The organism is Mixta intestinalis (genome assembly GCF_009914055.1).
In the GTDB taxonomy this organism is placed as follows: domain Bacteria; phylum Pseudomonadota; class Gammaproteobacteria; order Enterobacterales; family Enterobacteriaceae; genus Mixta; species Mixta intestinalis.
Map to the genome: position 1 here is coordinate 1,534,696 of NZ_CP028271.1, position 24,865 is coordinate 1,559,560.

A 24,865-nucleotide genomic window follows, 5' to 3' on the forward strand; every position below is an offset into this window, starting at 1 on the left:
TGAGGTTAAAGCGCGTTTTGCTTACGCAGGCTGATTTTTTGCACAATGTCGCGATAGGTCTTTTCATCCAGCGAATAACAGGCGACAAATATCGCACCGATAACAAACATCGCACCGGGGAATAAGGTCATCAGCACGTTGATGCCGTTAATCGCGCTGGCGGTAATATTGCCCGCATCGTAGTGATAGAAATCCAGCATCCATCCCGCGCAGCCGCCGCCAATAGCCATCGCAATTTTGGTAATAAAATTAAAGAAGCCGTAAATTGCCCCTTCTGAACGCACCCCATGATGCCATTCGGCATATTCCACGGTATCCGCAATCATTGACCACATGGCGACAAACCCCATCCCCAGCGTAATGCTGTAGAGGCATACCCCGCTCATAATCAGCCAGATATTATTACCAGCGATAAAATATTGCATCAGCACGCCCAGTACACCGATCAATAGCGCCAGCAGCGTCATTTTCTTTTTGCCCATCAGCACAATAATTTTTTCAGAAATAATGGTTCCGATAATGTAAGCCGCAGACTGGATCATAAAGAAAGGCGCGGTAAACCCCTCATTACCGATAATGTATTTAATAAAGTAAATAGCGATCGCCATCCATACGGTATAAGCGATATAAAAGAATACGGTGAAGAGTGACAGGTGGATAAGCGGCGCGTTGCCTAATACCGCACGGAACATGTCGCGCAGCGTTGGCGCGCTGACTTCTTCTTCCTCGCCTACCCGTTCTTTGGTCATGCCAAAACAGGCCAGAAACATGAATGTCGCCAACAATGCGAAGCAGGAAACGGCAAAGACATAGCCGAGCTGTTTATCATTAAACGGCGCAATCAGCCAGTCTGCCGTGGTTGACACGATCAGATAGCCAACGATAGCCAATACAAAGCGGTATACCGACAGCGAAGAGCGTGATGCCTCATGCTGCGTCAGACGATTGGTTAATGCCGAATAAGGCGTGTTCACCGCCGTATAGGCCAGGCAGTAGAGAGTATAGGAAATCAGCGCATAGCCGAATTTTGCCTCTCCGCCAAACGGCACAAAACAGAGCACGGTTAAAAATCCCAGAGGCACTGAGCCATACAGCAGCCAGGGGCGTAGCTTGCCATATTTACTCTGCGTTTTATCTATAGCAAAACCAATCAGAATATTAAAGATTGCGTCAATCACTCGCGCAATAACAAATATTAAACTGGCCTGTACCGCGCTGATGCCGTAAATATCGGTATAGAAAAACAGTAAGAATAAAGAGACAAAACCGAATGACAGATTGGAGGCGAAATCACCGAGTCCATAACCTGTTTTTTCTTTAACGCCAATAACTACATAGCTTGCCGATAGCTTTGCTGTCGTACCCATTCCAGGCTCCCTGTTTTTATCTTCAGAGGCGACAGTATATGGCGCTGCCTGGCACATCACTTTGCGTTATTTGTCGGCGCAATTCCTGTTTCTTGTCTTTATGCAAAAGTGTGAAAAATATCACAGGCGGAGGGAGAGTGAAGCAGAGCGTTCCGGCGTGTAGCCCGCCGGAACGTATGGATTAACCGTTACTTTTGTTACGCGTACTGGAACGGCGATTGCCGTTGTTACCCTGACGCAGGCTGCCCATTTGCGAATGGCGCTTCACGGCGCGACGAATCTGGTTCGCCTTGGTACGACGACGATCTTTTTCTACCGGCACCTTGCTCACGCTTTCCGGCGGCAGGCCTACCAGCTCACGCAGGTAGTTAACCGGCTGCAGATCCAGCTCCGTCCAGCCGCCACGCGGCAGGCCTTTCGGCAGGGTGATATCGCCGTAACGCACGCGGATCAGGCGGCTCACCTGTACGCCAACCGCTTCCCACAGGCGACGCACTTCACGGTTGCGCCCTTCGGTAAGCGTGACGTTATACCACTGGTTCATCCCTTCGCCGCCGGTGAATTTAATGGTACGGAACGAGGCCGGACCATCTTCCAGCTGCACGCCCAGGCTAAGCTGACGGATTTTCGCATCGTCAACCTGACCAAACACGCGTACCGCATATTCACGCTCAACCTCACGGCTGGGGTGCATCAGACGATTAGCCAGCTCGCCATCGGTAGTGAACAACAGTAAACCACAGGTGTTAACGTCCAGACGTCCAACGGCAATCCAGCGCGCGCCACGTAAACGCGGCAGACGATCGAAAACGGTAGGCCGGCCTTCCGGGTCGTTGCGGGTACAGAGTTCCCCTTCCGGCTTATAGTAAGCCAGTACGCGACATACCTGCTGGGCGGATTCACTGATGGAGACGATATGACCATCAATACGGATTTTTACCATGGCGTTGGGTTCGATACGGTCGCCCAACGTTGCCAGTTTGCCATCAACGCTAATGCGTCCGGCGGAGATCATTGCTTCGATTTCGCGACGGGAACCGTGACCGGCCCGCGCTAATACTTTTTGTAACTTTTCGCTCATTGAGCGGCCTCGCTGTCGCCTTCACAGGCGTCGGTGGGAGAATAAAAACCTTTAATTTCAATGGTTTAATACCAACCATCACCGCCATTATACATTATTTTTATTACCGTGTAACCCTTGTTGTTGTCACATCTGAAAGAAACCAATAATAACTATAAAGAATCAGTAGGAAAGATTATTTGTTTATTGTGAGGCACAGTCAGAGCTTCACTATTTCTACTTAAATTTCCCAGCATAGTTAACAATAAAAAGTGCAGTTCTTCAAAAATTGATAATGCTTTATTTACAATGCTGCATAACTCATCGTTTCTGCCTGGCCTGATATAACTGATATAACTGATATATGTTTGAATCAGTCATTTAATTCATTTTCTATAGCAACATGAAAATTCATATACCTCTATCAGGTTACCAATTAAAAATAGTTTTCAGGAAATATCCTTGGTGAAAATAGTATTTATTACGGATAATTAGTAAAACTTAGATTTTTCACAACCTTATTGATTCATGAAAAATAAAACGCATAATTACCCCACTGCCAGCAGACACAATTATTGTCGGCGGTAAAAAAATAAATATTATTCTATTAAGGAGAACAACATGCGTGAATTAACTCAAATCGAATCTCAGCAGATTTCTGGTGCAGTGGTTGCATCAATGGATGAAGCACTGGAAGGTTTTATCTGGGGTTTAGGTGACGGCGCAATGACCGGCATGTCTATCGCAGGTAAATTTGGCGGAGCAGGCGGATTTATCGTTGGCGGTATCGCCCAGCTCGTTGGCTATGCGCTTACACCGTTTATCGGCGGCATCATTGGCGGGATCGGTGGCGCAATTTTCGGGCGTGATATGATTGCAGATACGCTGGCTCATTACCGCGAATCTGTTGGCACCGGAAATGTTTCTCACTCACTGTTCAGCTAATAAAACTGATATTGCCATACAGAGAGGCCGATCTGATTTTTTGATCGGCACTCTCTTTCGGTAAACATTGCAGTTTTTAATATAAAGCTAAAACAGCGATGACTCTTTCCCCATAAACACATTAATTTACTGTGGGTTTATGGGGAAACTTAATTAGTAAGAATGTTATCCTCCAGAAAATAACCATTAAGCGTTATCCCATAACCTATTCTGTCAAATTTATACAGCCCAAACTCCGGCACTAAAAAAACGATAACCCGCTAAGCGTCTACTGCGCATAAAAATAAAATCCCTTTATCGTTAACCAAAAACTGTAGTTTTCCGCATTGCTGCCGATAACCCTGTCAGGCTTTGACGGCTGCCGCGAAGCAACCGGCGTGCAGAAACACCTGTATCAAGGCTCAGTTGTTTCTGACAGGACAACAGGTAAAATGGTTGCGGTTCAAAAAAATACAAATACGCCTTATCAGAAGGCAGCATTTTATACCTCAATAAAAAATTTTCCGGTTAGTTACAAAATCACGCCGGTACCGATCGGCATTCGGTGCTATCGCAGGCACCTGACTTGTACGCCATTCATCTTCACCAGGGATTTATCGGCGTACCCTAAAGGCTATTAACCCAATGAAAAACGGTATCTTACTGGCAACGGCGGTGACGCTGTTGCTGTCAGGCTGCTCGGTCGGCCATTATGAATACAGCCGCGAGGCGATGAAGCGGGTGGATATGAACTTTACCGGTATACCTACCGTTTTAGGTCTTGGCACGCTTGGCACCAGCATTCCCCTGACGCCCGAATATAGCCTGACGGCGGCGCACGTTGCTAAATATTCGGTGCAGCGGGTGAAAGCCTGGCATCCATACTGCGATCTGGCAATCGTTTATCATAAAAACGAGATGAAAACGCTGCCGGTGTTTCGTCCCAGCCGTATCGGCGACAGCGTGAAGATGTATGGCTACAGCTTTATCTCTGCGATGCCGGTCGCTTCCAGCGGCGTCAACCTCGCCCGTACCGCTATCCGCAACGACTGGAATAAAGCGCCCTGCATGGCGATGGCTTCTAATGCGGGCGTGGTTCAGGGAATGTCAGGCGGAGCGGTCTACAATCAGGATGATTCGATTGGCGGCGTTATTATTGGCTACAGCAATGCAATAAAAAACCGCCGCAGCAATAAGGTAATTTTGAAGGATGTATCGCTGTATATTCCGTACGCTGATTTTAAAGCCTGGCTTGACGCTTCAATTGCGGGATAAAGCGACCGGCCTTGCGCCGGTCAGGTCAGCTTTTAGCGAAAGGGACGGCTGTCGCCCACGCCTTCACGCACCACTTCCGGCGTGTCGCTGGTGAGATCGACTACCGTGGTCGGCTGCTGTCCCAGCGTACCGCCGTCAATAATCAAATCCACCAGCTTGCCGATGCGATCCTGAATCTCTTCCGGATCGGACTCGGTAAAATCATTACCCGGCAGCATCAGTGAGGTGGACATCATCGGCTCGTTCAGCGCCTCCAGCAGTGCCAGCGCTACCGCATTGGACGGTACGCGCAGCCCGATAGTTTTTCGCTTGTCATTCATCAGGCGGCGCGGCACCTCTTTCGTGCCCTTCAGAATAAAGGTGTAGCTGCCCGGCGTATTGTTTTTAATCAGGCGAAACGCGCTGTTATCGACGTGCGCATAGGTCGACAGCTCGGAAAGATCGCGGCACATCAGGGTGAAGTTATGGTTGCCGTCGAGCTGGCGAATGTGGCAAATACGCTCCATGGCGTTTTTATCCTCCAGCCGACAGCCCAGCGCATAGCCAGAATCGGTAGGATAGACAATGACGCCGCCTTTGTTCAGCGCGTCCACCGCCTGGCTAATCAGACGCGGCTGGGGATTATCGGGATGAATATGAAAAATCTGACTCATAGCTAACCTCTTATCACCTCTCCGCAGAGGGCATCAGGGATGGAAAGCGGGACCATACGGCTTCAACGCCGCCCGGTAGCCACAGCTTTCTGCCCAGTTCGATCCACGGACAGGGTTGATGAAAATCGGAACCCTGGGAGCCCGCAAGCTGATAATCCTGCGCATAGCGTCCCAGCTGGCTGCGTTCGTTTGGCGGCTGCTGGCATTGCGCCACCTCCATCGCATCGCCTCCGCTCTCGGCAAAATGCGCAATCAGGCGCTTCAGCCATTTAGCGGAAAGATCGTAACGCCCCGGATGTGCCAACACCGCATAGCCGCCAGAATGATGAATAGCATCAACGGCTTGTTTAATTGTACACCATTGTGGCGGCACATAACCGGTTTTCCCTCGCGCCAGATAGTGCTTAAAAACCTGGACCATATTGTCTGCTTTACCCTGCGCAATCAGCCAGCGAGCAAAATGTCCACGCGTTATCGCGCCCCCTTCCGCCAGCGCCAGTGCCCCTTCCAGCGCACCGGGAATATGCGCTTTTTCAAGCCGTTCGCCCATCAGCTGCGCACGTGCCAGCCGACAGGCAGCCTGTCCGGCTAAAAATTGAGTCATGGCCGGATGGACAGGATCGATCCCCAACCCAACAATATGAATTTCGTGATTCTCCCAGAGCGTAGAAGCTTCTACGCCGTCAATCAGATGCAGCGGCAGCTGTTGCGCGGCAATCGCTTCTCTGGCGGCAGCCAGCCCCGCCACGCTGTCATGATCGGTGATCGCCAGTACGCCAACGCGCATCTCAACGGCACGCTGCACCAGCGCTTCCGGCGTTAACAGGCCATCAGATGCACGGGTATGGCTGTGCAGGTCGTAAACAGGGAAGGCGCTTATTGGCGTTGTCGCGGTCAAAATAACTCCTGAGAAACAAATAAAGTCAGGCGCATCATAGCGGATTAACCACCCTATAAAAAAGTATTGACATTCAAACCTCGAACCAGTTAACTAGTACACAAGTTCACGCAAGGGTATTCATGATGATGTTATTCAACCACGATCTGATGTTTTGCTGGTGGCGCACTTCTGCTGAAGGGCGACGACATCACGCATCTGTATTCATCACATGCTGATACCTGAGCCCGCCGAAGCGGGCTTTTTTTTGAGCGCAATTCAGAGAACCGATTATGTCGAATGCAAAACCACAATTAAAACTGATTACCGGCTCAGCGCCCTACCGCGAAGATCCCGCTGCGGTTTTTCATCAGCTGTGCGGCGCTCGTCCGGCAACCCTGCTGCTGGAGTCGGCGGATATCGATAGCAAGCGTAATCTGAAAAGCCTGCTGATTGTCGACAGCGCGCTGCGCATTACCGCGCTGGGTAACCAGGTGACGGTACAGGCTCTGTCGGAAAACGGCAGTCAACTGCTGCCGCTGCTGGATGCCGTCTTGCCGGACGCGGTAGAAAATCATCTTCATCCCGACAGCCGGACGCTGGTATTCCCCGCCACCAGCGCCGCCCAGGATGAAGATTCACGGCTGAAATCGCTGTCGGTATTCGATGCGCTGCGCCTGATTTCACAACTGGTAGCCGCACCGCAAGATGAACGAGAAGCGATGCTGCTGGGCGGGCTGTTCGCCTACGATTTAGTTGCGGGCTTTGAGCCACTGCCTGAACTGAGCAATGAACAGCGCTGCCCCGACTACTGTTTTTACCTGGCGGAAACGCTACTGGTGCTTGATCATCAGCAGCAGAGCGCACGTCTACAGGCCAGCCTGTTCGCCCCTTCAACCGGAGAATTTCAGCGCCTGCAACGCCGTCTGCGCCAGCTGCATGAGCAAATGCTACAGCCTGCTCAGCCGCTGCCGGTACCGCACGTTGATCAAATGGCATTAAGCTGTAGCCAGAGCGATGAAACCTACTGTGAAGTGGTACGCACCATGCAGCAGGCGATCCGCTGCGGCGAAATCTTCCAGGTTGTGCCGTCACGCCGATTCTCTTTACCCTGCCCCTCGCCGCTGGCGGCTTACGAGACATTAAAAAACAACAATCCCAGCCCCTATATGTTTTTTATGCAGGACAATGTCTTCACCCTGTTCGGCGCATCGCCGGAGAGCTCGCTGAAATATGACGCCGCCTCGCGGCAGATTGAAATCTACCCTATCGCCGGTTCACGCCCGCGCGGGCGACGCGCCGATGGTTCGCTCGATCGCGATCTGGACAGCCGTATCGAACTGGAAATGCGTACCGACCATAAAGAGCTGGCGGAGCATCTGATGCTGGTTGACCTGGCGCGTAACGATCTGGCGCGTATCTGCGAGCCCGGCAGCCGCTATGTAGCCGATCTGACCAAGGTGGATCGCTACACCTTTATCATGCACCTGGTGTCACGCGTGGTGGGTACGCTGCGGCACGACCTTGATGTCCTGCACGCTTACCGCGCCTGTATGAATATGGGCACGCTGAGCGGCGCACCGAAAGTACGCGCCATGCAGCTGATTGCTGACGCAGAAGGCACTCGCCGCGGCGCCTACGGCGGTGCCGTTGGCTACTTTACCGGCAGTGGCGATCTTGATACCTGTATCGTTATCCGCTCGGCGTACGTTGAGGATGGCATTGCCACCGTACAGGCTGGCGCAGGCGTGGTACTGGATTCACAGCCGCAGGCGGAAGCGGACGAAAGCCGCAACAAAGCACGCGCCGTGCTGCGTGCCATTGCCAGCGCACATCACTGCGAGGAGAGTTTCTGATGGCCGATATCCTGCTGCTCGATAATATCGATTCCTTTACCTATAACCTCGTCGATCAGCTACGCACCTTTGGTCATCGCGTAGTGATTTACCGCAATACCGTTGCAGTCGATACCCTGATTACACAGCTGCAACAGATGGAAACACCGATACTGATGCTGTCCCCTGGCCCCGGTACGCCATCAGCGGCGGGTTGTATGCCCGCCCTGCTGCGGAGACTGCGCGGGCAGCTGCCGATTATCGGCATCTGTCTGGGTCATCAGGCGATTGTAGAGGCTTACGGCGGGCGTGTCGGTCAGGCGGGCGAGATTCTGCACGGCAAAGCGTCAGCGGTTCATCACGATCAGCAGGCGATGTTTGCCGGATTGAGTAATCCGCTGCCGGTGGCGCGCTATCACTCTCTGGTGGGTAGCGATATCCCTGCGGAGCTGACCGTAAATGCCACATATAACAACATGGTAATGGCGGTACGGCACGACGCCGATCGGGTGTGTGGCTTTCAGTTCCACCCGGAATCCATTCTGACCACGCAGGGCGCACGCCTGCTGGAACAAACTCTGGCCTGGGCGCTGGCATAAGCGGAGGAGCACGCGATGCATCATATTCTGGAGAAGTTATATCAGGCGCAGCCCCTGACGCAGGCGGAAAGCCACCAGCTGTTTACGGCGATCATCACCGGAAAGCTGGAACCAACGCAGCTGGCGGCGGTGCTGGTAGCAATGAAAGTTCGTGGCGAACGCCCGGAAGAGATTGCCGGTGCGGCATCCGCACTGCTGGCTGACGCACGTCCCTTCCCGCGCCCCGGCTACGCCTTTGCCGATATCGTCGGCACCGGCGGCGACGGCAGTAACAGCATCAATATTTCCACCGCCAGCGCTTTTGTCGCCGCGACCTGCGGTCTGAAAGTGGCCAAACACGGCAACCGCAGCGTTTCCAGTAAGTCCGGTTCATCCGATCTGCTGGCGGCCTTTGGCATCAGTCTCGATCTGCCTGCGGAAAAAGCGCGGCAGGCGCTGGACGATCTTAACGTCTGTTTTCTGTTTGCCCCGCAATATCACACCGGTTTCCGTCACGCGATGCCGGTTCGCCAGCAGCTTAAAACCCGGACGCTGTTTAACGTACTGGGACCGCTGATCAATCCGGCACGCCCGCCGCTGGCGGTCATTGGCGTTTATAGCCCCGAGCTGGTGCTGCCAATCGCGGAAACGCTGCGCGTGCTGGGCTATCAGCGTGCGGCGGTGGTACACGGCGGCGGCATGGATGAAATCGCAGTGCACAGTGCCACTCAGGTGGCAGAGCTGCGCGATGGCGATATCACCAGCTATCAGCTGACGCCGGAAGATTTCGGCCTGCCTTATCATCCTAAAGAGGCGCTGGCAGGCGGCACGCCTGAAGAAAACCGTGACATCCTTGCGCAATTACTTCAGGGTAAAGGCGAACGCGCGCACCAGCATGCGGTAGCCGCTAACGTAGCGATGTTATTGAAAATATTTGGTAATGAAGATTTACGCGAGAATGCCCAACGAGCGCTGAGCGCTATCGCCAGCGGCCAGGCCTATGAGCGCGTCGTCGCATTAGCAGCAAGAGGCTAAAGATGCAGGAAACCGTACTGAACCATATCGTCAGAGATAAAGCGCTGTGGATCGAGCAGCGTAAACAGGCGCAGCCGCTTGCGTCATTTCAGCAGCAGCTGACGCCTTCCACACGCAGCTTTTATCATGCGCTTCAGGGTGCGCGTACCGCGTTTATCCTGGAGTGTAAAAAGGCTTCGCCTTCCAAAGGGGTCATCCGCGCAGAGTTCGATCCGCTGGCTATTGCGCACGTTTACAAAGATTACGCGTCGGCGGTCTCGGTGCTTACCGATGAGAAATACTTTCAGGGCAGCTTCGATTTTTTACCGCTGGTGAGCGCGGCTATCACCCAGCCGGTGCTGTGCAAAGATTTTATTATCGATCCCTTTCAGATCTATCTGGCGCGCCACTATCAGGCAGATGCGATTTTGCTGATGCTTTCGGTGCTGGATGATGAGCAGTACCGCTCGCTTGGCTGCCGTCGCACACAGCCTGGAGATGGGTATCCTGACCGAGGTAAGTAACGAAACGGAGCTGGAACGCGCGCTGGCACTGGACGCGAAGGTAGTAGGCATCAATAACCGCAACCTGCGCGATCTGTCGGTTGATATTAATCGTACGCGCCAGCTGGCACCGCGCCTCGGTCACGGCGTAACGGTGATTAGCGAATCGGGTATTAACAGCTATGCACAGGTGCGCGAGCTGAGCCGCTTTGCCAACGGCTTTTTGATCGGCTCGGCGCTGATGGGCGAAGAGAACCTGCATCTGGCGGTACGGCGCGTGCTGTTTGGCGAAAATAAGGTATGCGGCCTGACTAAACCAGAAGATGCGCAGGCGGCCTGGCAGGCGGGCGCGGTTTATGGCGGACTGATTTTTGCCGCTGGCTCACCGCGTCAGCTGACGCTGAGCCAGGCACAGCAGATCGTCGCTGCCGCGCCGCTCTGCTACGTTGGTGTATTCCGCGATGCGGCAATTAGTGACGTTGTCACCAGTGCCGAAACGCTGCAACTCAGCGCGGTTCAGCTGCACGGCAGCGAAGATCAGGCCTACATTAATGCGCTACGCAGCCGCCTGCCGCAAAGCACGGCGATTTGGAAAGCGCTCAGCGTGGGCGATGCGCTGCCATCGCGCAATTTGCAGCAGATTTCACGCTACGTGCTGGATAACGGCGCAGGCGGTACGGGTCAGCATTTCGACTGGACGCTGCTGGCAGGCCAGCCGCTGGATAACGTGCTGTTGGCGGGCGGTCTGGGTGCGGATAACTGCGTATCTGCCGCACAGCTGGGCTGCGCCGGGCTCGATTTTAACTCCGGCGTTGAAAGCGCGCCGGGCGTCAAGGATGCAGAAAAAATCGCCGCCGTGTTTCAAACGCTGCGCGCCTACTGACATAACGCCCGCAGGCTGTGGGCGGCTAAAAGGAAACCAACGCATATGACATTACTCAATCCTTACTTTGGCGAATTTGGCGGTATGTATGTTCCCCAGATTCTGATGCCCGCGCTGCGTCAGCTGGAAGAAGCCTTTGTCAGCGCCCAGCGCGATGCAGACTTCCAGGCGCAATTTATCGACCTGTTAAAAAACTATGCGGGCCGTCCTACCGCTCTGACGCTGTGCCGTAACCTGACCGCAGGCACGAAAACGCGCCTCTACCTGAAGCGCGAAGATCTGCTGCACGGCGGCGCACACAAGACCAACCAGGTGTTGGGCCAGGCACTGCTGGCAAAACGCATGGGTAAAACCGAAATCATTGCGGAAACCGGCGCAGGCCAGCACGGTGTCGCCTCGGCCCTCGCCAGCGCACTGTTGGGCCTTAAATGCCGCGTTTATATGGGTGCGAAAGATGTTGAACGTCAGTCGCCTAACGTATTTCGTATGCGGCTGATGGGCGCGGAAGTCATCCCGGTACACAGCGGTTCCGCTACGCTGAAAGATGCCTGTAACGAGGCGCTACGCGACTGGTCCGGCAGCTACGAGAAAGCTCACTATATGCTGGGCACTGCCGCCGGGCCGCATCCCTATCCCACCATTGTACGTGAATTTCAGCGCATGATCGGCGAAGAAACGAAAGTGCAGGTGCAGGAAGCAGAAGGACGCCTGCCGGATGCGGTTATTGCCTGCGTCGGCGGCGGTTCGAACGCTATCGGCATGTTTGCTGACTTTATCGATGAGCCGAATGTGGCGCTGATTGGCGTTGAGCCAGCCGGACACGGCATTGAAACTGGCGAGCACGGTGCTCCGCTGAAACACGGTCGCGTTGGCATCTACTTCGGTATGAAATCACCGATGATGCAGACCGCAGATGGGCAGATTGAAGAATCCTATTCGGTATCTGCCGGGCTGGACTTCCCTTCTGTGGGGCCGCAGCATGCCTATCTGAACAGCATTGGGCGCGCCGATTATGTTTCCATTACCGATGCCGAAGCACTGGAAGCCTTTAAAAAACTGTGTCGCGCGGAAGGCATTATTCCGGCGCTGGAATCTTCTCATGCGCTGGCACATGCGCTGAAGATGATCGAGCAGAACCCGGAAAAAGAGCAGCTGCTGGTGGTTAACCTTTCAGGACGCGGCGATAAAGATATTTTTACCGTTCACGATATTTTGACAGCGCAGGGAGAAATCTGATGGAACGTTACCAACAACTGTTTAAGCGCCTGCAGGATAAGAAAGAAGGTGCCTTTGTTCCGTTTGTTACGCTGGGCGATCCCACGCCGACGCTTTCGCTGCAAATTATTGATGCACTGGTAGAAGCGGGAGCAGATGCGCTGGAACTGGGTATTCCCTTCTCCGATCCGCTGGCCGATGGCCCGACCATTCAGAACGCTACGCTGCGCGCCTTTGCCTCCGGCACCACGCCCGCGCACTGTTTTGAAATGCTGGCGGCTATACGTCAGAAATATCCCGATCTGCCCATCGGTCTGCTGATGTATGCCAACCTGGTGTTTACCAACGGCATTGATGATTTTTATGCCCGCTGCGCGCAGGCAGGCGTCGATTCAGTGCTGGTTGCCGATGTGCCTGTTGAGGAATCCGCCCCCTTCCGCCAGGCAGCGTTGCGTCATCATATCGCCCCGATCTTTATCTGCCCGCCTAACGCCGATGACGATCTGCTGCGCGCTATCGCCTCATACGCGCGCGGCTACATCTATTTGCTGTCGCGCGCAGGGGTAACCGGTGCGGAAAACCGCGCCAGCCTGCCGTTGAAACATCTGGTAGATAAGCTACGTGAGTATAACGCCGCTCCTACGTTACAGGGCTTCGGCATTTCCGAGCCGGCACAGGTCAAACAGGCGATCGCTTCCGGTGCTGACGGAGTGATATCCGGCTCGGCCATTGTAAAAATTATTGAGCGTTACCACGCAGAGCCGGAAACCATGCTGGCCGAGTTAAAGCAATTTGTCAGCGGCCTGAAGGCAGCCACGCATTAATCTTCCCAGTGCCTTACATCAGGTAAGGCACTCTTTATAAACATCTTTTTTCCCTTCCCGATTTGTATTTTCCGCTACCCTCAACCACACTTAAGTCGCCGTTTATCGAAACGGTAACAGCCTTTTTAAACAGGGAGTAGCAGGATGAAACTAATGAAATTGTTTACCGGTACAGCCACCGCAGCCGTCGTCGCACTGTTGCTGAGCGCCTGTGCGCCAACGTCAACACAGGAAGGCACCGGCGGCTATATTGACGACACCGTCGTCACCACGAAAGTAAAAACAGAATTTTTGCGCGATGAAACGCTGAAAGCGCGCGAGATTAACGTCGAAACCTTTAAAGGTCGCGTACAGCTGAGCGGTTTTGTCTCTTCGCCGCAAATGGCTAATCACGCAGTGGAAGTGACGCGCCGCGTACCTGGCGTGAAGTCTGTGGTTAACAACATGCAGATTAAATAAGCTGTCTTTCAAGGCCGCGAGAGCGCGGCCTTGAAAGACATCGATGCTGCTGACAACTCTCCGCTCCGCGCCCAACGGATGACGTCAAATCAGGCGATACGGGGCAGAACGTCGCTATTTATGGCCCTGCGCGTTAAATTTGTCCCCGGTTATTGTCCGACATTACCGTTTTCCCATCTGCCTGACAAAAGAAAGTTAAGTGCAAAATAGTCCCTCAGACCACGGGCTTAATCACTTTTTCTGCCTCACGTGGAAACTTTTCACACAGCGCCTCGCCCATTTTAATGACAGCATCGACAAAATCGCCGTCCAGCTTAATTTCAGGATGCTGACGAAGCACCTCCACTAATACCGCTCCTACCAGTAGATCACTTTTTAACGCAAGTGTCATAAACGCCTCCGGTTTCGCTTGAAATACACCGTGATCTATAGCACAACTTTTGCCGCTTCGGATTCTTACACCATCACACCGGCCAGATTCAGATCCAGGCTAAAGTAGACATTTATCGCGCTTTAATGTCTTCAACGGTATAAACAGGTTTGCTGAGGCGGCGGCGTTACCGAAACGCAGCATTTCTTTTTGACTTTTGCCTGGCAAATTGTGCCTTATGCTTTTTTTTAAAATGCGTTTGAATTTAAAATAGGAAAACCGGGCATCCGGTAACCCGCTTTGTCTAAATGTTAAAATTTATCACTCTAAATGGTGAGTTTTACGTTGCGAGAAAAAAGCGAAAGGATTATTTTGCTGTTCTTCCCGTGAGATTTTGGTTCGATGCCTCGGAGGGGCGGGCGATCAAATGAGCGATATTCTTAATCCCTGTGTTTCCTGTGGCGCCTGCTGCGCCCATTTCCGTGTTTCCTTTTACTGGGCTGAAGCTGACGATGCCGGCGGATGCGTCCCTGCTGACATGACCGAGCCGCTTAACCTGCTGATGCGCAATATGCGCGGCACCAACGCACGCGCGCCGCGCTGTGTCGCCTTGCAGGGCGAAGTGGGCCAGTGCGTTTCCTGCGGCATTTATGAAAACCGTCCCACGCCCTGCCGTGATTTTGCCATGTCGGGCGAGAATGGCGTCTGGAATGAAGCCTGCGATCGCGCACGGGCAAAATATGGCCTGCCGCCGCTGTTTTCTGCCAGCCTGCCGTCGGTTACGGAAAGTTATGTAAGTCTGGGTGCCAGTTCAGCGTCAGACCATGTACAATCGCCGGATCTGTAAACCGGTTATTATCAAAGGAGTGTACATGTCCATCACGGCGGGCTCGCTATACCGTGACACGGGTAATTTTTTACGCCATCAGCTGGTAACAGTTGTGCTGATCGCGCTACTGACCTCATTTATAACGGTCATGCTTAACCATGCGCTCACGCCAGGTGCCGATCAGCTCTCTATTCTCAATGAAGGAGATAACGGCAACGCCAGCTCGTTGATCGAAATCATTCAGAATATGACACCTGAACAGCAACAGGTGCTGCTACGCACTTCAGCCGCCGGCACCTTTGCGTCGCTGGTGGGCAATACGCTGCTGCTGGGCGGGATGCTCTGTCTGATCCCGTTGGTTTCATCGGGCCAGCGTATCAGCGCCCTGCGCGCTATCGGTGCTTCCGCGCCTTTACTGCCGCGCCTGCTGTTGCTGACGTTTCTCATCACGCTGCTGGTACAGCTGGGCTTTATGGCGCTGGTCGTCCCCGGCATTATCCTGGGCATACTGTTTTCCCTGGCGCCGGTGATTCTGGCTACGGAAAAAACCGGGATTATTGCCGCTATGCGCGCCAGCTCACGCCTCGCCTGGGCGAATATCAAACTGATTTCACCAGCGGTGTTGGTCTGGATACTGGCTAAACTGGCGCTGCTGCTGATGTCGTCTTCATTTGCCGTTTTGCCTGTCAACATCGCCGCAATAGTGATTAATGCTCTGAGCAACCTGGTGTCAGCAATACTGGTAATTTATCTGTTCCGTCTTTATATGCTGCTGCGTTAAAAGCAAACGGCATAGCTGCTATGCCGTTACGTTTTTACTTTCAGGCACCATCTGGAATTGACTATGAAACAACTACTCGACTTTCTTCCGCTTGTCGTCTTCTTCGTTTTCTACAAGCTATACGATATTTATGTCGCCTCCGGGGCGTTGATTGTGGCTACAGGCCTGGCGCTGGTGATCGGCTGGATTATCTATCGCCGCCTGGAAAAAATGACTATCGTGACCTTTGTGCTGGTCGCGGTATTTGGCACCCTGACGCTGATATTCCATAACGATGAGTTTATTAAGTGGAAGGTCACCGTCATTTATGTGCTGTTTGCGCTGGCTATGCTTTACAGCCAGTTTTTTATGGAAAAACCACTTATCCAGTCGATGCTGGGTAAAGAGCTTCAGCTGCCGCAGCCGGTCTGGCGCAAACTGAATATTGCGTGGGCAATCTTCTTTTTCGCCTGTGGCGCGGCGAATATCTACGTTGCCTTTTGGCTGCCGCAGGCATTCTGGGTTAACTTTAAAGTGTTCGGCCTTACCGGGCTGACGCTGCTGTTTACTCTGATATGCGGTATCTATATTTACCGCCTGATGCCGCAACAGCAAAAATAACCGTTATCGCCCGACGCTCATCGCCGGGCTTTTTTTACCATGATAAAAGAACAGCGCAATGGACAACGATCGCAAGCCGCAAGGCGAAATGGTGCTACGTACCCTGGCAATGCCGGCAGATACCAATGCCAACGGGGATATTTTCGGCGGCTGGCTGATGTCGCAAATGGATATCGGCGGAGCGATTCTGGCGAAAGAGATCGCTGAAGGACGCGTGGTTACGGTGCGCGTGGATGGGATGACCTTTCTTAAACCGGTTGCCGTAGGCGATGTGGTTAGCTGCCATGCCCGCTGTATCCGCACCGGCACCAGTTCGATGACGATTAACGTGGAAGTATGGATTAAAAAAGTCTCTTCCGAGCCGCTGGGCCAGCGCTACTGCACCACCGAAGCAAGCTTTGTTTACGTCGCGGTTGATGAAAATGGAAAATCGCGCCCGCTCCCTGCCGGGAAAAGCCACTTTCAGTCGGCAGAGTAGATAAAAAAACGGCTACCCAAAGGTAGCCATTTTTTCAGCTGGCGGTTTTATTCCATGCTGGTGCCACCGTTAATACGGAACACGATGGTCATCGTCAAATTGCTGCCGGGCTTGCCGCTTTCATAGCGCCATTTTCTCATCGCCTGTTTAACGTCGCGCTCAAACATATTGCGGGGCTGGGCGGAAAGAATGCGGATATTGTCAACGCGTCCGTCGCTATCCACATCATACTGCACGCGAACGCGCCCTTCGATACGCAGCGCAAATGCGCGCGCCGGATAGGCAGGCTTGCCCACGCTCAGCGCCCGCGGCCCGGTAGATATTGAGCGCGAAGGCGCGGAAGAGCGCGTCGGCGCGGTAGATGGACGCGCAGAAGCCGACAACGGGTTATCATTATCAAACGGCGAAGCCTGACGCGGTTCGGTATGCGGCTTCACCTCTTTACGCGGTTTGACCACTTCTTTTTTAACCGGTTTCGGCTTAGGCTTAGGTTTCGGTTTCGGAATCGCTACCGGCTCTGGTTTCGGCGGCTCCGGCACCGGTTCGGGTTCAGGCTCCGGTTGTGGTTCCGGCGCGGCCTGCGGTGGCGCAGACTGAGGCTCCGGCTGCACTTCGGGTGCCACCAGCGAGACGCTAATCGGCTGCGAAGTTTTAGGCGCTTCAATCACCTGATGAAATGAAGTATAAAGCAAAGCGGCAATCACGCTGCCGTGCAGCACCACTGAAAGCAATACGGGTATTGATAAGCGGCGAGGTAAAGGAGTCGTCAGCGTTGTCATAACTATTCGATTGATTAAGTGAAGCATCGATTTTAAATGCAAATAGCAATCAGTTTCAACAACTCAGCCGCCGTGCGGATCAGAAAAAAGTGTAAAAAACCGGTTCGTTGCGGCAGGTCAACAATGTTTTATCTTTTCATTTGCACAAGCAATTACGATAACTTAACGTAACTGCCAAACTGACCCGCCCCCTACAGGAGTAACTATCGTGCTGTATGTCATTTATGCTGAAGACAATGCTGATTCGCTGGAAAAGCGTAAAGCTGTGCGTCCGGCTCATCTTGCCCGCCTGGAACTGCTGCGGGATGAGGGACGCCTGATTGTTGCTGGCGCTATGCCCGCCGTTGACAGTAACGATCCGGGCGCTGCGGGATTCACCGGCTCAACGGTCATTGCAGAGTTTCCTTCGCTGGAGGCCGCGCAGGCCTGGGCGGAAGACGATCCTTATATTGCCGCTGGCGTATATAAGCAGGTCGCCGTCAAGCCGTTCCGACGTGCGATGTAAATCACGGTAAGACGAATAACTTTCTGTCATTGCTCCAAACCCCCTTCTCTGCCGGATAGCCGTTTTCCTGTCCGGCAGTTTACTACGTGTCTGTCATTCTGCCCTCAACCTCGCTCGCGGCAACAGAGAAGCCGCACTCATCTGACCACACAAAAAGCTTAACTACAAATTGTACAACTTTAAATTTGTTGTATAAGTTTATGCGGTGGCAATTAATCATGCTGTACTTCATCGCTGAAAGTGGCGTTTTTACCCATTTTTAGCATTTTTTATTTATGTGTCGCGTCAGCCGCATCGCTGTTATTGCACTGCGGAGCGCAGCCATTTTATGGGGCTTTATCATGCAACAGGTTTCTACTACGGAGTCTCAGATTTCTCAATATTTCGAAACGTCTGCACCGCAGTTTAACAGTGAGAAAGAGGTTATTGCGGCAATCCGCAATGAACTGGCTACGGTAAAAAGCGCGTTCAGTAATAAAGATATTATTCTGGCTCTGATTGAAAAACTTGAGACAGAAGAAGACACCTTACGATGCGATATTTACCGCCGGGCGCTGGAGAGTATTGTTCAGCCAACGCAGGAAGTACGCGTTTAGCCTTTTGCGGCTACGGTTATTTCCCAGGAAACATCCTAATACTAAAGTGGTACGTTGAGGAATTTCAGTGTTCAGCTACGTTTAAAATAACTCATAAGCTACTCCATGATGGAGGCATTTAGCTCAGGGATGAGCTATTTTTCGCTAATGGAAATGCGGCGGTAAAAACCTTTGACTCAATGAGGTCAGCGGTAAACCCGGGTTCAGCAGGGATAGCGGCAGAAAGAAAGAAGGCCTGTGAGTGACAGACAGGGAGCCGAATGCTCCCTTGCTTATCATCGTCAGAACTGATTATGAATAAACAGTACCGAACGGCGCTGCTGCTGTGCCAGCCGATGTCGAATGACATGGATACGCCCGTAACGGCGCGACTGCCCTTCCAGCCAGCGCGAACGCCTGCGCTGAACCTGACGCAACATGCGCCAGCGAGCAACTTCGTTTTTGCTCCGCCTCATAACAAATACCCGATTGCATAACAACGCGGCGCATTATAAACCCATTTGGCGCGACACAACATCCTTCACTGACGCCGACAAAGGGTTTCGCACTCCGCCATCTCCACGTACACTTCATCCATCAAAGCGCGAACTGGATTTCCACTTAATGACTACATTTTATACTCTGATCAGCTGGCTACTGTTTTTTGGTTACTGGTTGCTGATTGCGGGCGTAACGCTGCGTATTCTGATGAAGCGGCGCGCGGTTACGTCAGCAATGGCCTGGCTGCTGATTATCTATATTCTGCCGCTGGTGGGGATTATCGCTTATCTCTCTTTTGGTGAGCTCTACCTGGGGAAGCGCCGGGCAGAACGCGCACGCACCATGTGGCCTTCAACGGCCAAGTGGCTGAACAATTTAAAAAGCTGCCATTCCATTTTCGCCACCGAACACAGCGATGTTGCGCGCTCGCTGTTTCAGCTGTGTGAAAATCGCCAGGGCATTGCCGGGGTTAAAGGTAACCAGCTCCAGCTGCTGACCAGCTCCGATGACACCATGAAGTCGCTGATCCGCGATATCCAGCTGGCGCGGCATAATATTGAGATGGTGTTCTACATCTGGCATCCGGGCGGCCTGGCGGATGAGGTAGCGGAATCGCTGATGGCGGCGGCGCGGCGCGGCGTTCACTGCCGTCTGATGCTCGATTCAGCGGGTAGCGTCACTTTCTTTCGCAGCCCGTGGCCAGCGATGATGCGCAACGCCGGTATCGATGTGGTGGAGGCGCTCCAGGTTAGCCTGCTACGTGTTTTCCTGCGCCGGATGGATTTACGCCAGCATCGTAAAATGGTGTTGATCGATAACTATATCGCCTGGACCGGCAGCATGAACATGGTCGATCCGCGCTACTTTAAACAGGAGGCGGGCGTCGGTCAGTGGATCGATCTGATGGCGCGTATGGAAGGCCCGATAGCGACTACCATGGGGATTATCTACTCCTGCGACTGGGAAATTGAAACCGGCAAACGTATTCTGCCGCCGCCGCCGGATACCAATATTATGCCGTTCGAGCAGGAGAGCGGGCATATTATTCAGACGATCGCTTCCGGCCCTGGCTTTCCTGAAGATATGATCCATCAGGCGCTGCTGACGGCGGTCTATTCAGCACGTGAGCAGCTGATTATGACGACGCCCTACTTTGTTCCCAGCGACGATCTGCTGCATGCCATTTGTACCGCCGCGCTACGCGGCGTTGAGGTGAGTATTATCGTGCCGCGGCATAATGATTCGCTGTTGGTCGGCTGGGCCAGCCGCGCCTTCTTTACCGAGCTGCTGGAGGCGGGGGTAAAAATCTATCAGTTTGAAGGCGGCCTGCTGCACACTAAAAGCGTGCTGGTGGATGGTCAGCTTAGCCTGATTGGTACGGTTAATCTGGATATGCGCAGCCTGTGGCTCAACTTTGAAATTACGCTGGTGATTGATGATGACGGCTTCGGCAGCGATCTGGCGCATGTACAGGATGATTATATTGCCCGCTCCCGCCTGGTAGATATTAAACGCTGGGCTCATCGCGCCTGGTGGCAGCGAATCGTTGAACGACTGTTTTACTTCTTTAGCCCGTTACTGTAAAAGGTGCGGAAATGCGACCACGCCTGCGGGCATACAGGATAGATCATGGACTTAAATAACCGTCTTACCGAAGATGAAACGCTGGAACAGGCTTATGATATTTTTCTTGAGCTGGCGGGTGATAATCTCGATCCGGCTGATATCATCCTGTTTAATTTACAGTTTGAAGAGCGCGGCGGCGCGGAGCTGTTCGATCCTTCTGAAGACTGGCAGGAGCATGTTGATTTCGATCTCAATCCGGACTTTTTTGCTGAGGTAGTGATTGGTCTCGGCGAAGCGGAAGGCGAACCGGTAACCGACGTGTTCGCACGCGTGCTGCTCTGCCGCGAGAAAGATCATAAGCTGTGCCATATTCTCTGGCGGGAATAGCGCAGCGTTGCGCCTGCGACAGATATCTGAAGAGAAAAACGGCTGCCCTTGCGCAGCCGTTTTGACAGGTGTTTACAGCGGATCAACCTTCAGGCAGGAAACCGCGTGGCGAAAACCGCCTTCCAGTAGCGGACGCGTTTTTGCGCACTCCGGCCCGGCGATCGGGCAGCGCGTACGAAACACGCAGCCCGATGGCGGGTTAATCGGCGACGGCAGCTCCCCTTCCAGCAGCTGAATTTCCTTGTTTTTCTCCCGATCGGGATCGGGGATCGGCACGGCTGACATCAGCGCACGGGTATAAGGATGCTGCGGATTGTTATACACCTCGCTGTAGGTGCCCAGCTCAACCGCGTGGCCCAGATACATCACCAGCACGCGATCGGAAATATGCTTCACCACCGCCAGATCGTGAGCAATAAAGATTAACGACAGCCCCATCTCGCGCTGAAGCTGCTGTAACAGGTTAACCACCTGCGCCTGAATAGAAACATCCAGCGCCGATACCGGCTCATCGCAGATAATCAGCTTCGGTTCCAGAATCAGCGCACGCGCAATGCCGATACGCTGGCACTGACCGCCGGAAAACTCATGGGGATAGCGGTTAATCAGGTTCGGCAGCAGCCCCACTTTCATCATCATCGTTTTGACGCGATCTTTGACTTCCTGACGCGGCATCGAAGGATGATAGGTGCGCAGCGGTTCGGCAATGATATCGCCAATGGTCATACGCGGGTTCAGCGAGGCCAGCGGATCCTGAAAAATCATCTGGATATCGCTGCGCGCCTTGCGCCACTCCTCTTCGCTCTGACCGAGCAGATCGCGCCCCAGCCAGGCGACACGCCCTTCCGTTGCCTTCACCAGACCAATGATCGCCCGCGCCAGCGTCGATTTGCCGCAGCCTGATTCGCCCACTACGCCCAGCGTTTCACCTTCATACAGGCGCAGGCTGACGCCATCTACCGCCTTGAGCGTCTTAGCGGGCTGCCAGAACCATTGTCTGCCATCTTTTATATTGAAATGCACCTTCAGATCGGCAATTTCAAGCAGTACTTTTTTCTCAGCTACGGCGTTCATGCTAATTCCTCCACCGGCTTAAAGCAGGCACGCAACCGCCCTTCGCCAAAGGGTTCCAGCGGCGGCGCGCTGGCGCAAATTTCCATAGCGTAAGGGCAACGCGGCTGAAACGGACAGCCTCCAGGCAGGCGTAACAGGTTCGGCGGATTGCCCGGAATCGTCATCAAGGTATCGCCTTCGGTATCCAGACGCGGCACCGCGCTGAGCAGCCCCAGCGAATAAGGATGCGTCGGCTGATAAAAGACATCGCGCGCTTTGCCATATTCCATGGTGCGCCCCGCATACATCACCAGCACCTTATCGCAGATGCCCGCCACCACGCCTAAATCGTGAGTGATCATAATAATGGCGGTGTTGAATTCATTTTTCAGCTCGTTCAGCAGCGTCATGATCTGCGCCTGAACGGTCACATCCAGCGCGGTAGTGGGTTCGTCAGCGATTAAAAGCTTAGGCCGACAGAGTAGCGCCATCGCGATCATTACGCGCTGACGCATCCCGCCGGAAAACTCATGGGGGTACATTTTCATGCGCTTACGCGCTTCCGGCATTTTCACCGCATCCAGCATCCGCACCGACTCTTCAAACGCCTGCGCCTTATTCATCCCTTTGTGCAGCTGCAACACTTCCATTAGCTGTTCGCCGACGCGCAGATAGGGATTGAGCGAGGTCATCGGGTCCTGAAAAATCATCGCCACCTGCTCAGCCCGCAGCCGGTTTAGCTGTTTCTCCGGCAGGTTGAGGATTTCATTACCGTTGAAACGCGCCGAACCGGTGATGTTTCCGTTACTGGCTAACAGGCCCATCAGAGCAAAGGCGGTCTGCGATTTGCCGGAGCCGGATTCGCCGACGATCCCCAGCGTTTCCCCCGCCCGCAGGCTGAAATTCAGGTTATTTACGGCGGTAACCGCACCGTCTGGCGTGCTGAAGGTGACGCGCAGATCTTTCACATCCAGCAACAGGTCGCTTCCCGCGTTTTGCGTTACCGCTGGTTCCAGTTCAATCGTACTCATCGGGAAACTCCTTAACGATCTTTCGGATCGAGGGCGTCACGCAGGCCATCGCCGATAAAGTTGAAGCAAAACAGCGTAACCACCAGGAAACCGGCGGGCCAGAGCAGCAGCCACGGCGACACTTCCATCGAGTTAGCGCCATCGCTGAGCAAAGCACCCCAGCTGCTGAGCGGCTCCTGAGTACCCAATCCCAGGAAACTGAGAAAGGATTCAAACAGGATCATGCCCGGCACCAGCAGCGAGGCATACACCACTACCACGCCCAGCACGTTAGGCACAATGTGGCGCAACACAATATTGATAGTGGAGACGCCGCCAACCTGCGCCGCTTCGATATACTCTTTACGCTTCAGGCTCAGCGTTTGCCCGCGCACGATACGCGCCATATCAAGCCAGGAGACCATGCCGATAGCGACAAAGATCAGCAGGATGTTCTGGCCGAAAAAGGTAACCAGCAGGATTACGAAGAACATAAACGGAAAGGAGTTAAGGATCTCCAGCAGACGCATCATCACCGAATCGGTTTTGCCGCCGAGGTAACCGGCCAGCGTGCCGTACAGCGTGCCAACCACCACCGCCACCAGCGCTGCGGCAATGCCCACCATGAGTGAAATACGCCCACCAATCGCGACCCGCACCAGCAGATCGCGCCCGGAGGAGTCGGTGCCAAAGTAGTGTCCGGAAGTGATATCCGGCGCGGCGGACATCATCGCCCAGTCGGTATCGTCATAGGTAAACGGCGATACCCAGGGCGCGATTATCACAAACAGCGCGATCAGCAGCAGCGTAAACAGGCTGACCAGCGCTGCACGGTTATGGATAAAACGACGCCGCGCATCCTGCCACAGGCTGCGCCCCTCTACCTCAAGTTGTTCGCTGAAGGAATCCAGCGCAACGCTATTTTTTTTACTCAATAACATGGCGAACCCCGGAATTAATAGCGAATTTTCGGATCGATAACGGCATACAGCACATCAACGATGGCGTTAAACACGATGGTCAGCGTGCCGACCAGAATCGTCAGGCTTAATACCAGCGAATAGTCACGGTTCAGCGCACCATTAACAAACAGCTGACCGATACCCGGTAAGCCATAAATCGTTTCAATCACCATGGAACCGGTAATAATGCCGACAAAAGCGGGGCCAAGATAAGAAAGTACCGGCAGCAGCGCTGGCTTTAGTGCATGACGCAGCACGATGCGGCGTAGCGGTAGCCCTTTCGCACGTGCGGTACGAATAAAGTTAGAATGCATCACTTCTATCATTGAGCCGCGGGTAATACGCGCAATGCTGGCGATATAGGCCAGCGACAGCGCCACCATTGGCAAAATCATAAATTTAGGTGCCCCGCCATTCCAGCCGCCGCCGGGCAGCCATTTCAACGTAATGGCAAAAATTAACACCAGCAGCGGCGCAACCACAAAGCTGGGGATCACCACGCCGGTCATCGCGACGCTCATTACCGCATAATCCCACTTGCTGTTTTGATTTAATGCCGCAATGACTCCCGCCGTTACTCCCAGCACCACCGCGAAAATAAATGCCGCCGCGCCAAGCTTCGCTGAAACCGGAAAGGCACCGGCCACTAAATCGTTAACGGTATAATCTTTATATTTAAAGGAAGGACCAAAATCGCCGTGCGCCAGCTGAACCAGATAGCTGCCGTACTGCTTCCATATGGGATCGTTTAGATGATATTTCGCTTCGATATTTGCCATAACTTCCGGCGTTAAGGCACGCTCGCCGGTAAAAGGGCTGCCAGGCGCCAGGCGCATCATAAAGAAGGAAATGGTAACCAGAATAAACAGCGTCGGAATAGCTTCAAGGAAGCGACGCAGAATGAACTTTAACATTGCCCGTACCCGATAATTATGGCTTCAGCACCAAGGCTGAAGCCATATTGCTTCATCAAGGGGCGGCACGAGGCCGCCCGGAAACCTG

At 53.5% G+C, this 24,865-nt stretch carries 27 protein-coding genes, 1 pseudogene and 1 other annotated feature; of the genes and pseudogenes, 17 read left to right on the plus strand and 11 right to left on the minus strand.

Going from position 1 to position 24,865, the window contains the following annotated elements:
* Positions 1-5: 5 nt before the first annotated feature.
* Positions 6-1,367, minus strand: a complete 1,362-nt coding sequence (locus C7M51_RS07155; RefSeq protein WP_160621155.1) for an MFS transporter — start codon at positions 1,365-1,367, stop codon at positions 6-8.
* A gap of 181 nt (positions 1,368-1,548) precedes the next feature.
* On the minus strand, positions 1,549-2,448 hold the full coding sequence (gene rluB, locus C7M51_RS07160) for a 23S rRNA pseudouridine(2605) synthase RluB (protein ID WP_160621156.1): 900 nt from the start codon (positions 2,446-2,448) through the stop codon (positions 1,549-1,551).
* Positions 2,449-3,048: 600 nt separating this feature from the next.
* On the opposite strand from rluB, the gene C7M51_RS07165 reads away from it, so the two are divergent.
* Together C7M51_RS07165 and C7M51_RS07170 are read left to right on the plus strand one after the other, a co-directional pair.
* Positions 3,049-3,372: a DUF5862 family protein gene (locus C7M51_RS07165; protein WP_160621157.1), complete on the plus strand. Its 324-nt coding sequence runs from the start codon at positions 3,049-3,051 to the stop codon at positions 3,370-3,372.
* Positions 3,373-3,996: 624 nt separating this feature from the next.
* Positions 3,997-4,626 (plus strand): S1 family serine peptidase, encoded by a 630-nt coding sequence (locus tag C7M51_RS07170; RefSeq protein ID WP_160621158.1) that lies wholly within the window; start codon positions 3,997-3,999, stop codon positions 4,624-4,626.
* 32 nt (positions 4,627-4,658) lie between these two features.
* Here C7M51_RS07170 and C7M51_RS07175 read toward each other — a convergent pair whose 3' ends face one another.
* Both C7M51_RS07175 and rnm read right to left on the minus strand, forming a co-directional pair.
* Positions 4,659-5,279: an L-threonylcarbamoyladenylate synthase gene (locus C7M51_RS07175; RefSeq protein ID WP_160621159.1), complete on the minus strand. Its 621-nt coding sequence runs from the start codon at positions 5,277-5,279 to the stop codon at positions 4,659-4,661.
* Positions 5,280-5,292: 13 nt separating this feature from the next.
* Positions 5,293-6,177, minus strand: coding sequence for an RNase RNM (gene rnm / locus C7M51_RS07180; protein ID WP_280116112.1), 885 nt, complete (start codon positions 6,175-6,177; stop codon positions 5,293-5,295).
* Positions 6,178-6,329: 152 nt separating this feature from the next.
* Positions 6,330-6,426: a sequence feature (Trp leader region), on the plus strand.
* Positions 6,427-6,449: 23 nt separating this feature from the next.
* On the opposite strand from rnm, the gene C7M51_RS07185 reads away from it, so the two are divergent.
* The 7 genes and pseudogenes from C7M51_RS07185 (at position 6,450) to C7M51_RS07215 (ending at position 13,467) form a co-directional block, all read left to right on the plus strand.
* Positions 6,450-8,012 carry an anthranilate synthase component 1 gene (locus C7M51_RS07185; RefSeq protein WP_160621160.1) on the plus strand — a complete coding sequence of 521 codons (1,563 nt, stop codon included), beginning with the start codon at positions 6,450-6,452 and terminating at the stop codon, positions 8,010-8,012.
* Positions 8,012-8,590, plus strand: a complete 579-nt coding sequence (locus tag C7M51_RS07190) for a glutamine amidotransferase-related protein (protein ID WP_160621161.1) — start codon at positions 8,012-8,014, stop codon at positions 8,588-8,590. Before C7M51_RS07185 ends, C7M51_RS07190 begins: the two co-directional genes overlap by 1 nt.
* 15 nt (positions 8,591-8,605) lie before the next feature.
* Positions 8,606-9,604, plus strand: a complete 999-nt coding sequence (gene trpD / locus C7M51_RS07195; protein WP_160621162.1) for an anthranilate phosphoribosyltransferase — start codon at positions 8,606-8,608, stop codon at positions 9,602-9,604.
* A gap of 2 nt (positions 9,605-9,606) precedes the next feature.
* Positions 9,607-10,969, plus strand: a pseudogene (gene trpCF / locus C7M51_RS07200) (bifunctional indole-3-glycerol-phosphate synthase TrpC/phosphoribosylanthranilate isomerase TrpF).
* 45 nt (positions 10,970-11,014) lie between these two features.
* On the plus strand, positions 11,015-12,205 hold the full coding sequence (gene trpB / locus C7M51_RS07205; protein ID WP_160621163.1) for a tryptophan synthase subunit beta: 1,191 nt from the start codon (positions 11,015-11,017) through the stop codon (positions 12,203-12,205).
* Positions 12,205-13,008, plus strand: a complete 804-nt coding sequence (trpA, locus tag C7M51_RS07210) for a tryptophan synthase subunit alpha (RefSeq protein ID WP_160621164.1) — start codon at positions 12,205-12,207, stop codon at positions 13,006-13,008. The genes trpB and trpA overlap by 1 nt, the downstream gene beginning before the upstream one ends.
* 144 nt (positions 13,009-13,152) lie before the next feature.
* Positions 13,153-13,467, plus strand: a complete 315-nt coding sequence (locus C7M51_RS07215; protein WP_160621165.1) for a BON domain-containing protein — start codon at positions 13,153-13,155, stop codon at positions 13,465-13,467.
* Between the two features lie 214 nt (positions 13,468-13,681).
* Here C7M51_RS07215 and C7M51_RS07220 read toward each other — a convergent pair whose 3' ends face one another.
* The gene (locus tag C7M51_RS07220; RefSeq protein WP_160621166.1) at positions 13,682-13,858 is read right to left on the minus strand and encodes a hypothetical protein; all 177 of its coding nucleotides are present in this window, start codon (positions 13,856-13,858) and stop codon (positions 13,682-13,684) included.
* Between the two features lie 406 nt (positions 13,859-14,264).
* On the opposite strand from C7M51_RS07220, the gene C7M51_RS07225 reads away from it, so the two are divergent.
* The 4 genes from C7M51_RS07225 (at position 14,265) to yciA (ending at position 16,525) form a co-directional block, all read left to right on the plus strand.
* Positions 14,265-14,684, plus strand: coding sequence for a YkgJ family cysteine cluster protein (locus tag C7M51_RS07225; protein WP_160621167.1), 420 nt, complete (start codon positions 14,265-14,267; stop codon positions 14,682-14,684).
* A 25-nt stretch (positions 14,685-14,709) separates the two neighbouring features.
* A complete protein-coding gene (locus C7M51_RS07230) occupies positions 14,710-15,447 on the plus strand; it encodes a YciC family protein (RefSeq protein ID WP_160621168.1) in 738 nt (245 codons plus the stop codon).
* 63 nt (positions 15,448-15,510) lie between these two features.
* Entirely contained in the window at positions 15,511-16,047 is a 537-nt protein-coding gene (locus C7M51_RS07235; protein WP_160621169.1) for a septation protein A, read from the plus strand.
* A gap of 58 nt (positions 16,048-16,105) precedes the next feature.
* On the plus strand, positions 16,106-16,525 hold the full coding sequence (gene yciA, locus C7M51_RS07240) for an acyl-CoA thioester hydrolase YciA (RefSeq protein ID WP_160621170.1): 420 nt from the start codon (positions 16,106-16,108) through the stop codon (positions 16,523-16,525).
* Positions 16,526-16,572: 47 nt separating this feature from the next.
* Here yciA and tonB read toward each other — a convergent pair whose 3' ends face one another.
* Positions 16,573-17,304, minus strand: a complete 732-nt coding sequence (gene tonB, locus C7M51_RS07245) for a TonB system transport protein TonB (RefSeq protein ID WP_160621171.1) — start codon at positions 17,302-17,304, stop codon at positions 16,573-16,575.
* A gap of 208 nt (positions 17,305-17,512) precedes the next feature.
* Between tonB and C7M51_RS07250 the strand changes: the two genes are divergently transcribed.
* Both C7M51_RS07250 and C7M51_RS07255 read left to right on the plus strand, forming a co-directional pair.
* Positions 17,513-17,809, plus strand: coding sequence for a YciI family protein (locus C7M51_RS07250; protein ID WP_160621172.1), 297 nt, complete (start codon positions 17,513-17,515; stop codon positions 17,807-17,809).
* A 341-nt stretch (positions 17,810-18,150) separates the two neighbouring features.
* The gene (locus C7M51_RS07255) at positions 18,151-18,405 is read left to right on the plus strand and encodes a biofilm development regulator YmgB/AriR family protein (RefSeq protein WP_160621173.1); all 255 of its coding nucleotides are present in this window, start codon (positions 18,151-18,153) and stop codon (positions 18,403-18,405) included.
* Positions 18,406-18,686: 281 nt separating this feature from the next.
* Here C7M51_RS07255 and C7M51_RS07260 read toward each other — a convergent pair whose 3' ends face one another.
* A complete protein-coding gene (locus tag C7M51_RS07260) occupies positions 18,687-18,860 on the minus strand; it encodes a YciY family protein (protein ID WP_160621174.1) in 174 nt (57 codons plus the stop codon).
* Between the two features lie 148 nt (positions 18,861-19,008).
* Between C7M51_RS07260 and cls the strand changes: the two genes are divergently transcribed.
* Complete coding sequence (gene cls, locus C7M51_RS07265) at positions 19,009-20,469, plus strand: cardiolipin synthase (RefSeq protein WP_160621175.1); 1,461 nt, start codon at positions 19,009-19,011, stop codon at positions 20,467-20,469.
* Positions 20,470-20,514: 45 nt separating this feature from the next.
* Positions 20,515-20,838, plus strand: a complete 324-nt coding sequence (locus tag C7M51_RS07270; protein WP_160621176.1) for an HI1450 family dsDNA-mimic protein — start codon at positions 20,515-20,517, stop codon at positions 20,836-20,838.
* A 72-nt stretch (positions 20,839-20,910) separates the two neighbouring features.
* Here C7M51_RS07270 and oppF read toward each other — a convergent pair whose 3' ends face one another.
* Genes oppF through oppB form a run of 4 tightly spaced genes read right to left on the minus strand, consistent with a single transcriptional unit; the run spans position 20,911 to position 24,777 of the window.
* A complete protein-coding gene (gene oppF, locus C7M51_RS07275) occupies positions 20,911-21,912 on the minus strand; it encodes a murein tripeptide/oligopeptide ABC transporter ATP binding protein OppF (RefSeq protein WP_160621177.1) in 1,002 nt (333 codons plus the stop codon).
* The gene (gene oppD / locus C7M51_RS07280; protein ID WP_160621178.1) at positions 21,909-22,922 is read right to left on the minus strand and encodes an ABC transporter ATP-binding protein; all 1,014 of its coding nucleotides are present in this window, start codon (positions 22,920-22,922) and stop codon (positions 21,909-21,911) included. Before oppD ends, oppF begins: the two co-directional genes overlap by 4 nt.
* Positions 22,923-22,933: 11 nt before the next feature.
* Positions 22,934-23,842, minus strand: a complete 909-nt coding sequence (gene oppC, locus C7M51_RS07285; protein WP_160621179.1) for an oligopeptide ABC transporter permease OppC — start codon at positions 23,840-23,842, stop codon at positions 22,934-22,936.
* Positions 23,843-23,856: 14 nt separating this feature from the next.
* Positions 23,857-24,777, minus strand: a complete 921-nt coding sequence (gene oppB / locus C7M51_RS07290; RefSeq protein ID WP_160621180.1) for an oligopeptide ABC transporter permease OppB — start codon at positions 24,775-24,777, stop codon at positions 23,857-23,859.
* Positions 24,778-24,865 lie beyond the last annotated feature (88 nt).